This window comes from Amycolatopsis coloradensis (genome assembly GCF_037997115.1).
Lineage (GTDB): Bacteria > Actinomycetota > Actinomycetes > Mycobacteriales > Pseudonocardiaceae > Amycolatopsis > Amycolatopsis coloradensis_A.
Window position 1 is genome coordinate 6,166,594 of the sequence record NZ_CP150484.1, and the last position, 11,849, is coordinate 6,178,442.

General features: G+C 66.0%; 9 protein-coding genes. 4 read left to right on the plus strand and 5 right to left on the minus strand.

Features of this window, described 5'->3' with window-relative positions:
- The first annotated feature begins 58 nt into the window (after positions 1–58).
- Entirely contained in the window at positions 59–1,930 is a 1,872-nt protein-coding gene (locus tag LCL61_RS28880) for an AfsR/SARP family transcriptional regulator (protein WP_340682662.1), read from the plus strand.
- A 19-nt stretch (positions 1,931–1,949) separates the two neighbouring features.
- Here LCL61_RS28880 and LCL61_RS28885 read toward each other — a convergent pair whose 3' ends face one another.
- Entirely contained in the window at positions 1,950–3,800 is a 1,851-nt protein-coding gene (locus LCL61_RS28885) for an AfsR/SARP family transcriptional regulator (protein WP_340688700.1), read from the minus strand.
- 487 nt (positions 3,801–4,287) lie between these two features.
- Here LCL61_RS28885 and LCL61_RS28890 point away from each other — a divergent pair, with 487 nt between their 5' ends.
- The gene (locus LCL61_RS28890; protein ID WP_340688701.1) at positions 4,288–5,571 is read left to right on the plus strand and encodes a hypothetical protein; all 1,284 of its coding nucleotides are present in this window, start codon (positions 4,288–4,290) and stop codon (positions 5,569–5,571) included.
- Between the two features lie 19 nt (positions 5,572–5,590).
- Here LCL61_RS28890 and LCL61_RS28895 read toward each other — a convergent pair whose 3' ends face one another.
- From LCL61_RS28895 to LCL61_RS28905, 3 genes are read right to left on the minus strand one after another with little or no spacing between them, the layout of a single operon-like run.
- A complete protein-coding gene (locus LCL61_RS28895; protein WP_340682663.1) occupies positions 5,591–6,448 on the minus strand; it encodes an LLM class flavin-dependent oxidoreductase in 858 nt (285 codons plus the stop codon).
- A 4-nt stretch (positions 6,449–6,452) separates the two neighbouring features.
- A complete protein-coding gene (locus LCL61_RS28900) occupies positions 6,453–7,469 on the minus strand; it encodes a methyltransferase (protein ID WP_340682664.1) in 1,017 nt (338 codons plus the stop codon).
- Positions 7,466–8,365: an NAD(P)-dependent oxidoreductase gene (locus LCL61_RS28905; protein ID WP_340682665.1), complete on the minus strand. Its 900-nt coding sequence runs from the start codon at positions 8,363–8,365 to the stop codon at positions 7,466–7,468. The genes LCL61_RS28900 and LCL61_RS28905 overlap by 4 nt, the downstream gene beginning before the upstream one ends.
- A 271-nt stretch (positions 8,366–8,636) precedes the next feature.
- On the opposite strand from LCL61_RS28905, the gene LCL61_RS28910 reads away from it, so the two are divergent.
- Positions 8,637–9,833, plus strand: coding sequence for a cytochrome P450 (locus LCL61_RS28910; RefSeq protein ID WP_340682666.1), 1,197 nt, complete (start codon positions 8,637–8,639; stop codon positions 9,831–9,833).
- Positions 9,834–9,931: 98 nt separating this feature from the next.
- A complete protein-coding gene (locus LCL61_RS28915; protein ID WP_340682667.1) occupies positions 9,932–10,663 on the plus strand; it encodes an SDR family NAD(P)-dependent oxidoreductase in 732 nt (243 codons plus the stop codon).
- 45 nt (positions 10,664–10,708) lie between these two features.
- On the opposite strand, the gene LCL61_RS28920 is transcribed toward LCL61_RS28915, so the two are convergent.
- On the minus strand, positions 10,709–11,845 hold the full coding sequence (locus LCL61_RS28920) for a nucleotide disphospho-sugar-binding domain-containing protein (RefSeq protein ID WP_340682668.1): 1,137 nt from the start codon (positions 11,843–11,845) through the stop codon (positions 10,709–10,711).
- Positions 11,846–11,849 lie beyond the last annotated feature (4 nt).

Genomic DNA, 11,849 nt, shown 5'->3' on the forward strand with positions numbered 1-11,849 from the left:
TTATCGTGCCACTGGGGAGGATCAGTCGGTGGATTTACACTGTAAAATTCTGGGTTCTTTGGCGGTCGAAATCAATGGGCAAGATGTCACGCCGAGCGCACCAAAAATGCGAAGAATTCTGGCGCTTCTGATACTTCGACGAAGCACGCCGGTCAACATGGGTGATCTCGTTCTCGAACTCTGGGGCAACCATCCTCCACCCAGCGCGCGTACGACGGTCCACACATATATACACAAACTTCGCTGTCGACTTTTCCCTGCACATCTATCGAAGCACGGTTTCGCGTTGCACACCAAACAGCAGAGCTATTTCCTCGAGATGCCACCACAGTGTCTCGATCTGCACCGGTTCGAGTACTTGGTCCAGCGCGGAGAAAGCGCGCTGGAGCGCGGCGAACCACGTCTGGCCGTGGAATCGCTACGTGAAGCCCTGGGCTTGTGGCGAGAACCGATGATGAGCGCCATGGAGACCGGCCCCCTGCTGGCCGCGCATGTCACCGGCCTCGAGGAGAGCAGGCTCCGCGCCCTTGAACTCCGCATCGGAGCGGACCTGCAGCTGGGCCGGCACCGGGAACTGCTGAGCGAACTGAAGGAACTCGTGATCACCCATCCACGCAGCGAAGTGTTTCACGGCCACCTGATGCTCGCACTGCACCGCTGCCATCGGCGTGACGAGGCTTTGGAGGTCTACCAGCGATTTCGTCGCGAAATGGTCGAGGAGATGGGTCTCGAGCCCTCCCAACTTCTGCAACACGCGCATCAGGCCGTGCTGGCGGGCGAACCGTTGCCCGATGCCACGCCCCTGAAAGCACAGGTCACCACCGCGACCGAGCGCCCCGCGCAACTGCCTGGTGACAGTGCGGACTTCATCGGCCGCGGTGGCCTGGTGGAGGACGCTGTCATGTGGCTGACTTCGGCTGGGCTCGCGGACGTCGCACCGAGGGTGCTCTCGGTGCATGGGATGCCGGGAGTCGGCAAGACCGCCTTCGCGGTACGCGTCGCGCAACGTGTGCGATCGCGGTTCGAGGGAGGGCAGTTCTACGCATGCTTGGGTACGAGTGGCGATGGAGCGAGAGATCCAGCGGACGTACTGAACGGCTTTCTCATGGCGGCCGGTTTCCCCGCGGAGCGACTACCTGCCGATCGTGAAGACAAGGCAGCACTCTTTCGCACTTGGACTTCGATGAAGCGGGTCCTCGTCGTGCTCGACGACGTCGGTTCCGCGGAGCAGATACGGCCACTGATGCCCGCGGGGCCGCGTTGTGCGGTAGTAGTTACCACCCGGCGTGGCATCCACCCGGCGACGGGATCCCGCTTGGTCTGTCTCGATCCACTCGAGCCGTCCGAGAGTACCGGGCTGCTGTCCGCGATGATCGGCACGGAACGGATCGCAGGCGAACGCGAGCAGGTGGACCGGATAGTCCAGCTGTGCGGCGGACTGCCTCTGGCCGTTCGCGCGGTCGGTGCCCAGCTCCGTTCCGTGTCCGGATGGCCCATCGGAACCGTGCTCCACCAGCTCGAAAACGGTGCACGCCGGCTCGACGCGTTGTCCTTCCACGATCTGGACGTGCGCGGGCGGATAGCCGGCAGTTACCACGTCATACCGAGACCGGCACAACTCGCGCTCCAGAAGTTCGCCACCCTCGGTAAGACCACGTTGACCCAAGCCGAGGCGACCTCACTGCTCGGCTACGACCGGCTGGAGAGCGGCAGGATTCTGCTCACCCTCGTCGATCACGGACTTCTCCGGATATCCGGAGAAGCGGATTCGACGGTGAGCTACGAGCTTCATCCACTGATCCGCTGCTACGCCGAAGAAATCGTCGCCGACCGGACTCAGCGGCATCCGGTGATTCGGCGGCACCGGCCGCGATTCTGTGCTCGCCGGCCCCGAACCATCATGCGGTCGCGGCGACGTCGGCCCGGCTGAGTGCCGGGCCGACGTCGGTTCAGGCCATCAGGCAGAGTTCCTCCCGCGCGCTCAGCCTACGGCCGATCGCACGTAGGCTGGGAAGGAAACGGTACTGGGTATGACCGATCCGCTCGTCGAACGCCGTCACGTCGATAAGCCACAGTTCGGCCAGATCCTCCAGCAACGACTCGGCATGTTGCTCTTCCACCTCCAGCATCCTGGCCGCAAGAGCCACCGAGACGCTTGGGTTATCGAGCTTCGCCAGCTTGCGAAAGGCGTCCTGCGCGCCCGGACGAGCCAGCGAGTAGCTCCGTTCGACGCTGGCCCGCAGGCCGAGGATGTCGGTATCGACCGAAGGGTCGTCGATCGCGGCACTGAGCCGGTGGACCGATCTGGCGATCGCCCAGTGCTGCCGGACTTGCAACTGGCCGGCGGCCCAATGCAGTGCGAGCGGGAGCCCATCGCACAGCTTCACCAGTTCCCTGGCCGCCCGATCATTTTTGGCAACCCGGTCACTGCCGAGAACTCCGGTCAGCAGCTGAATTCCTTCAGGCTCGGTGAGCGGAAGCAGTTCGACGGTCATACTCGTAGCCGCGACGAAAAGACGGCGCCGAGTGGTCACGAGTACTCCGCATTCCGCGCTCGACGGAAGCAACGGCAGCAACTGCTCGGCACTGACCGCGTCGTCCAGCGCGAGAAGAACCCGGTGTTCCGTGGTCCAGGTACGGAACATCCTGCTGCGCTCGTCCGTCGACGCCGGGATCCGTTCGTCGGTCACCCCGGCCGCGCGCAAGAAGCCGGCGAGCACCTCACCCGGTTCGACCGGGCTCCCGTCGTCGTCGAGCAGCTTGGCGTAGAACTGCCCATCCGGGTACCTGTCCACGACTTGATGCGCGACGTGGTTGCACAGCGCCGTCTTGCCGACCCCGGGAGGACCGACGATGACAACCACCGTCGCCGCCCGGCCACGACCAGTGCACAACGCCTCGAGAGCCGCTGTGCTCTCGGCTCGCCTGCCGATGAGAACCGTACCGTCGGGTGGGAGCTGCCGTGGTGGTCTCGACCGGCGAGTGACAACCGTGCCAGGGCCGGGCGTCGGCGGTGACAGGCTCTGATCCGCACTCAGTACGGCCCGCTGCAAACGTTGCAGTGAATCGGTGGGATCCAAGCCGAGTTCGGTTGCCAAAGCGTCCCTGGTGCGGTGGTACACGTGGAGCGCCTCGGCCTGCCTTCCCGCTCGATAGAGAGCCAGCATCAGTTTCGCCTGGAACCCCTCGTGGGTGGGATACTGTGCCCCCAGCATGGTGAGCTCACCGAGCAGCTCGTTGTGCTTGCCCAGCTGGAGATCCACCTCGATCCGCTGTTCAAGGACGCCTTTGCGGAGTTCTTCCAGGCGTCGTATCTCCGCATCCAGGACCGGTCCCGTGCTGACGTCGGCGAGCGCAGGACCACGCCACAGCCGTAGCGCTTCCTCCAGCGTCTTGGACGCGGTCTCGACCGTCCCCGATTCCAGTTCGCCTCGGCTGCGCTTCGCCAGTTGCTCGAACAAGCGCGAGTCAAGCGAATTCGACGGCAGCGCGAGGACATAGCCATTGGCCAGCGTGTGCAACGCGGCGCCGTCGGCACCGGCCGGCCGGGACGAGCGCACGCCTTCGGCCGGTGACAGTTGTAGCAACTTACGCAGTTGGTAGATGTAGGTTTGCAGTGTCGTGGCGGCGCTCGCTGTCGGCCTGTCCTCCCAGAGCTCGTCGATGATCTGATTGGTCCGGACGAGATTGTTGGCCTGTAGTGCCAGAAGACTGAACATCCGCCGAAGTTTCGGCGCGGACGGAGTGATCACCACTCCCTCGCGGAAGACTTCGAGCGGGCCCAGCAGATTGACCTCCATCGTCAGCACGCTCCCCCAGTTGTCAGTGACTCGATGGCCCGTACCCGAAGCACGGATACCGATTCTTTCAAGCGTCCTTGTGAGTCCCTTCAATCTATCGGGCGGTACGACTCCCGCCCTTGAAGATCGGTGGTGGCTTACTAAAGCGATCCTGATGCGGTTAACAGCCCACCAAAGCCGCGTTCAAAGCTGCCGCCGACCATGGCAGACGACGCGTTGACCTGGACTTATCGGCCGGACGACACAGACCGCGACGACTCTTCCGGAGTCAGCCGGAGCCGATCTGTGCAAGCAAGGGTCATCCGATCGATGTAGCCAGGTTCTCGCGCCACAAGACTTTCTGTAGTGAATCGGACGACCGAAGGCCGATGTCCGTACCTGGAGACGCGCCTAGCGTTGACGGCACGAGACACGTCGGAGGAGGGGAATCGTTGTGTCGTCAGCCCGCACACCACGAATAGCGGTCGTCGGTTCTGGGCCCGCGGGGGTGTTCACCGCGGAGGCCCTGCTGAAATCGGACTACAGTCCGGCTGTCGATGTGTTCGATCGGCTGCCCACTCCGTACGGCCTGGTCCGGTACGGTGTGGCGCCCGACCATCCGAGGATCAAATCGGTGAGCACCGTTCTGCGGCGAGTGCTGGAAAATCCCGCCGTCCGGTTCTTCGGCAACGTGACGTTCGGCCTGGACATCGGCCTCGACGACCTGCTCGCCCACTACGAGGCCGTGATCTTCGCGACCGGCGCCCCCGGGCATCGCGAACTCGGAGTGCCCGGTGAGGACCTGCGTGGCAGCTGGCCGGCCGGCGAGTTCGTCTCTTGGTACAACGGCCATCCGGACGCGCTCAACGACTTTCCCCTGCATGCGAGGAAGGTCGCCGTACTCGGAGCGGGCAACGTCGCGCTGGACGTGACCAGACTGCTGGTGAAAGATCCCCGCGAGCTGGTCGATACCGACGTACCGGACCACGTCCTCGACGGATTGCGGTGCAGCAGCGTCGCCGACGTGTACCTGGTGGCCAGGCGCGGGCCCGCCCAGGCCAAGTTCACCACCGTCGAACTCAGGGAACTCGGCCTGTTGCGCGGGGTCGACGTTCTGGTGCGGTCCGAGGACTTGCGCTTGGACGAGCCGGACGAGCAACTACTCGAAGCCAGCAGGCAGACGCGAGCCAACGTCGACCTCCTGCGGGAGTGGGCGCGACGCCCCATGACCGACGCCACCCGGCGGATCCATCTGGTGTTCTGGCGGAGCGCGGCGGCGATCGAAGGTGACGGCGAGGTGCGCGAACTTCGCTTGTCCCGTACCCGGCCGGGTGAACACGGCCCTGGCGAGGTGCTTCCGGTCCAGAGTGTCCTCCGTGCCGTGGGCTATCGAGCCGACCCGTTGCCAGGGCTGCCTTTCGAATCACGAACCGGAACCCTGCCTCACCGCAAGGGACGGATTGTCGATGGCGGCGCACGGCCGGTCGCCGGGTGCTACGTGGCGGGTTGGCTCAAGCGCGGCCCGACCGGAGTGATCGGCACCAACAAGGCGGATGCGGCGGAGACGGCGCGCAGCGTTGTCGAGGACCTCGCGGAAGCAACCCGTTCCCGGTCGTCGGACCCGAACTCCGTGCCGCGACTGTTACGCCGCCGTGGCACGGAGTTCGTGACCTGGTCGGACTGGCTACGCCTCGACTGTTACGAGATCAACCGGGGTCAGGCACAGGGCCGGGACCGCAGCAAGGTGTCGGATCTCGATGCCATGCTGGCCATCAGCAGACGAGGTCTTTGAGTGGTACGGCGCAAGACCTTCAGTGCACCGCTCCGTCGAGCAGTTCAAGCTGGGACAGTTCGGCCGAGCACGGCATGAGGATCAGTTCGGTACAGCCCGCGTCGGCGTAGGCCGCCACGGCTTCGCGCACTCGCACCGGGTCCGTGAGCACGCCCTTGGTGATCCGGTCGGTCGCCCTCTCCCCGAGAAACGCGTAGTACTCGCCGACGTAACGCCGGGCCAGTTCTGTGCCTTGAGGGCCGAGTGCGAAGTAAGCCAGCGCCAGCAGCCGTGGCTGATCCAGCCGTCCTTCGGCGGCCCAGCCGCGCCGGGCGCGCTCGGCAAGCTCCCGGTATCCGCTGGCCGAGCTGCCGCCGGAGATCCAGCCCTGCCCATAGCGCGCGGCTCGCCGGATAGCGATGTCGGTATGCCCGCCGAAGATCAAGGGCGGGCTCCCTCGATACGGTGACGGGCCGATGCGGCCGTCGGGCTCCGCGCCCGACCAGATGGACACCATTCGCTCCACCGCGCTGTCGAGAGTGCGACCTCGCCGCGCGTAGGGCAGGTCAGCGGCGATGAAGTCGTCCTCCCGGCCTCCGGCGGCGAGACCGGCCACCAAGCGCCCCTCACTGATTCGGTCGAGGGTGGAGAGCTGCTTTGCGAGCAGTGCCGGGTTGCCTCGATACGGCGCGAGCAGGACCGTCGCGGCAAGGCGTATACGCCGCGTGACACCGGCCGAGGCGGCCAAGGCGATCAACGATTCGCAGTTGCCGTACACGAGCCGGTCCAGCGTAGCCAGTGAGCTGAACTCAGCCTGGTCTGCATACCGTGCCCAGTCCAAGAGCTGATCGCCCACCACGCCGCATACCGCCGCGGGGAGGCCGACTCCGATCTCCACTCGATCATCCCGCCTTGTGGCCGATCACGACGGTGTCGTTCTCGCCGAGCGGAGCGACCTCTGTCGAGCCGAAGCCGGCTTCCGTGAGCCATCCCTGGTACTCCGACGGCGGGTACTCCGCTCCACCCGGCGTGGTCAGCATCATGTCGAGGCTGATGATCAGGTTGGTCAGATCGGTGCCTTCCTCGTCCACCATCCGGTCGTACACGACGAGCTTGCCGCCGGGCCGTACCGCGTCGAACGCCTTACGCACCAATGCCCTGCATTCATCCGGTGACCAGTCGTGGAGGACGTGGCCGATGACCACCACGTCGGCGGACGGGATCGGATCGGTGAAGAAGTCACCCGCCTGGAAGGTGGTCTTCTCCTCGAGACCGAGCGCGCGCATGTGCTCGTCGAACGGTGTCCGCATCTCCGGCAGGTCGAACACGGTGCCCGAGAGATGTGGATGCGCCTTGATCAGCCCACCCGTGAGATTGCCGCGCGCGCCCCCGACGTCCACCATCGAACGGTAGGCGGTCCATTCGATGGCCCTGGCCAGTTCAGGCACGATCAAGGTGGTGAGCGCGTCCATCATGCCGAGGAAGCTGCGAAGCCGGTTCGGCTCCTTGATCATCTCCATGTAGTCGGCTTCGGCTGTGGGCTTTCCGGTCCGCAACATCTCGCCGAAGCGGCCCCACGCCGGATAAAGCATGTGATTCGCCCGCTCGAGAAAGCCACCGATGTACCCGTCGCCGGTCCGCACCAGGTGGCGCCCGGCAAGTGCACTGTTGCGGTATCGCCCGTCGTTCTTCTCGAGAAGGTCGAGCGCGGCCAGCACATCGAGGAAATCGGGCGTTCCACGCGGGTGCAGGTCCAGCTTCACCCGCAGTTCCTCCGCGGTCATCTCGTCATCGCCGAGTACGGTGAACAAACTCAATTCGAGTGCGGTCAGGAGACATTTGGCGGTGCAGAAGGCGGTACCGAGTTCGAAGACGGCGCTCGGGCCCGCGGCGTCGACACTCGATGCTGATGTGGTCATTGCTGGTGTTCCTCCTTGACTCGAGGGATCGTGTCTTCATGTGCCGCCAGGACCACGGCCGCGTCCTTGTCACCGTCGCCGGCCGCGACGACGCCGGCATAGCGATGGGCGAGAGCGTCCGCCAGGGGGAGAGCCAATCCTGCGTCCTGTGCCTCCGTCAGCAGGAGTCGGACGTCCTTCTCCATCAACCGTGCCCGGAACGCGGCGGGTTCGTAGCGTCCGGTGCGCATGAATTCGGCCCGGAAAGCCAGGACCGGCGATCGGACGCCGCTGTTCAGCACGGCGTCCAACAGCGTCTTGCGGTCCAGCCCGGCGACGGCGGCGAACGAGACCGCCTCGGCCAAGGCGACCGTCTGCGCGCCGAGTATCAGGTTGAAGGCCAGTTTGAGCGCACTGGCCTGACCGGACCGTCCAAGGTGTACAAAGCCGTCGCGGCTCAAGGTATTCAGCACCGCGCGAGCGGACTCGACGTCGTCGTGCTCCCCCGCGGTGAAGACCCGCAGCCCGCCGGACCGGGCCATCCCGGGGTTGCCGATCACACTGGCCTCCACCCGCCGTATCCCCGCGTCCGCCAGCCGCCGCGCGGCCTGACGGGCATATCCCGGCGATACCGCGGACGTGTCGATCACCAGGGTTCCTCGCCGCAGGGCGGGAAACAATTTGCCGAAAAGCACCTCGTCGACCGCGGCCTCGTCACTCAGGCTGAGCAAGATCAGCCCCGTCTCGGCGACGGCTTCGATCGATTCAGCGAGCACCGCTCCAGCGGCGACCAGCGGCGCCGCCTTCTCGGCCGTACGGTTGCAGACCGTCAACGCGAACCCGCCTTCGAGTAGCCGGTGCGCCATCGCGGCACCCATGTTGCCCAGTCCGATGACGGCGATCCCCGTGGGCTTCATGACCGAATCCGCCCGCGGCGGGGAAATGCCACGGAGCGCTGGGTATTTCGTCGGGATCCCTGTCTGCCGAGGACCTTTGACATCGAATGCCTCCGTCCGTCGATCCGGTGCGGCCTCGGAACGAAGGTTCGCGGTCCGTGCTCCAAACGCGCTGGTGCGCCGTTGAACCCCGACCGATCGGTCATGCCCAGCGAGTTTCCATCGGCACTACAACGCATGCGCGCACCGTGGTGCTTCGCCGTCTGTCGCGGATCCCGATGAGGAGAACACCATGCCTGCCGAGCCAGCACCGTCCTTTCCGTTCCGTGCGGCCGATCCGGTACTTCCACCGGCCGAGTACCGGAAACTCCAGGTCGAACGGCCGGTCTGCCGGGTGACGCTGCCGACCGGTGACCTCGCCTGGCTGTTGCTCCGCCACGAAGACGTGCGAGACGTCCTCGCTGACACCAGGTTCAGCCGGGAGGCGATCACCGCACCCGGCGCACCACGGATCCTGCCGATCGCTCGCGGTTCACGGTCGATCTTCGTGATGGATCCGCCGGAGCACAGCAGGCTGCGCAAACTGGTTTCGAAGGCGTTCAGCCCCCGGCGGATCGAAGCGCTGCGCCCTCGGATCGAAGATCTCACGCGCGGATGTCTCGACACGATGGCCGAATCGGGGCCGCCTGCCGACCTGATCACCTGCCTCGCCCAGCCGCTCCCGATCACGGTGATCTGCGAAATGCTGGGGGTCCCCTTGGCCGATGTCGACCAGTTCCGGGCGTGGACCGACATCATGCTCGGCTTCACACCCGAGCGGCAGGCCGAAGTACTGGCCGCGAAAGACAGTCTCTCCGCATACTTGACGGAGCTGATCAAGGACAAACGGCGGACCCCGACCGATGACCTCCTGATGGTGCTGATCTCCGCGCAAGACGAGGGAGATCGGCTCAGCGAGGAAGAACTGGTGGCGTTCGGCTACACGCTGCTCGGCGCCGGGTACCACGCGACGACCGCGAGCATCGTGCATGCCTTGCTGACCTTGTTGCGGAATCCGGCGCGGCTCGACGATCTGCGCCGCGATCGCGGCCTTCTTCCCGGCGCGGTGGAAGAGTTGCTACGCCTTTCCCAGGCAGGCGGCGGCATCGGAGCGCTACGGATCGCAACGGAGGACGTGAAGATCGGTGACGTGGTGATCCGGGCGGGGGAAGCCGTCCTGCCCTCGATCAACGCCGCGAACCGCGACGACTCGGTATTCCCCGGACCCGACGAGGTGCGGCTGTCCCGCCCCCGAAACCCCCATGTCGCCTTCGGACACGGCATTCACCATTGTCTCGGCGCCCAGCTGGGCAGGATCGAACTGGAGGTCGCACTCGGTTCGCTGCTGGCGCGTTTCCCGGACCTTCGCCTCGCGGTCGCGGAAGACGAACTCGACTGGAGCGTCGGGCTGGCGTTCAGCAGGCCGGACGAGCTCCCGCTCGCCTGGTGAAGTCCACAACAGACGGTAAGGGGGGAGCAGGAATGGATCTCGGGCTCGCAGGCAGGTCGGTCCTCATCACCGGCGGCAGTGGTGGTCTCGGCGGAACGATGGCGCAGGTCTTCGCTGCCGAAGGAGCGCGCGTGGCGCTTACCTATCACCGCAACAAGGATGCCGCGTCAGCGGTTGTCGAGACGGTCGAGAAGGGCGGCGGGCAAGCCTTGGCCTTGCCGTACGACCTCGGTGACGAAGAGTCGATCCGATCGGCGACCGACGCCGTGACCTCCGCCTGGGGCGGTATCGATGTCCTGGTCGTCAACGCGTCGCCGGCTCGAGGGCCGGATGAACACCGCGGCCCTTTCGAGACGGTGCCGCCCGAGCAATGGCGAGCGCAGCTGCGCGAAGAGGTCGAAGGCGCTTTCCATACCGTCCAGGCGGTGCTGCCGGGTATGAAGGCCCGTGGCTGGGGCCGGATCGTGCTGATGTCCGCCAGCATCGTCAACCGCGGGATGCGCGGCGAGGAGGCATACGTGGCGAGTAAAGCGGCACTGCATGGGCTGAACCGGACGTTGGCCACCGAACTGGTCGGTCACGGCATTCTCAGTAACGCCGTGGCGCCCGGGCCGACCGTGACGGCCAATCTGCTGCCGAAGGTGCCCCCGGAGATCCGGGCCACTTTGGCCGGGCTGAGCCCGGCGGAGATCCAGAGTGTGCTCAACGAGCGGATCCCGCACCTGCGGTTCGGTCTACCCGAGGACGTGGCGAACGTGGTGGCGTTCTTGGGTTCCGACGCGAACCGCCACGTGACCGGCAGTGTGGTCAACGTCGCGGGCGGCCATTGACGACGGAGGCCGTGTGGCGGTGTCGCCGTCACACGGCCTCCGTCGTCATTCGCGCTCGGCGGCCAGCTTCTCCAGCACGTGTACCACGTCCGCGGGTGGCGGCCGGAGCCGCGACTCGGTGGCGAGCGCCGCAGCCGATTCACGATGACCTGACTCCGCGAGCAGCGCGGTGACCGCCTCACGGACCGACTCCGGCTCGGCGTCCTCCTTCGCGATGACCCGCCCGGCGCCGGTAGCGGCCAGTTGCCTCCCGTGCAGCGCGTGGTCGGGCAATTGCGGAATCACCAGCTGGGGTACGCCGTGGGTCATCGCGGTGAGCGTCGTCCCGGCGCCGCCGTGATGCAGCACCAGATCGCAGGACGGCAGCACCAGGTCCAGTGGTACTCCGGTCAGGACCCGCACGTCGTCGGGTAGCCCGGTGAGGAGCTCCATGTGCTCCTCGGCGATCGCGACGACGATCTCGGCGTCCAGGACAGCCACGGCTTTCGCCATCCGCTCCGCGAGCATTCGCCGCGATTCGAGCTTGGCCATCGTCGTTCCCCACGTCACACAGACCCTCGGTCTCGATCCCCTGTCCGGTATCGAGGACGGAACCGTGCCGGCACCGTTGTACGGGACATAACGGATCTCCTGTGGACGGTATCCGGTGGAGACCTGTAGCCGCGGTGGGCAGGGATCAACGGTCAGCCCGCCGTGGACGTCCACTTCCGGGAGGCCGAGCCGTTCGGCGAGTGGGCCGATCGCGTCCGGCAGGAAGCCGGCCGCCCGCTCCAGAAGATCTACGCCGTAGAGCATGCGCACCGCGGGCACGCCGATGGCGGCGGCCGCGAGCGGACCGGCCCAGGTGGTCAGCTCGTAGACGATCACGTCCGGCCGCCATCGCTCGGCTTGCCCGACCAGATCGTCCACCATCGCATCGGCCAGCTCGACCAGCATGTCCAACGCTCGAGGCCTGCCCTGTGGCCGGCCGCCCGGCCGCAGCACGTAGTCGCGGACGAATCCCGGCACGTCGACGTCGCGTCCGACCGAAACCGCGTCCAGACCCGCTTGGCGGATCACCGGCATCAAGCCGGGCTGGCTCGCGACTCGCACCTGATGCCCGGCCGCGCGGCAGGCCCAGGCGAGCGGGACCATGGGAAAGAGATGGGACTGCCAAGCCCAGGTGCAGAACAAGATCCGCATTCGC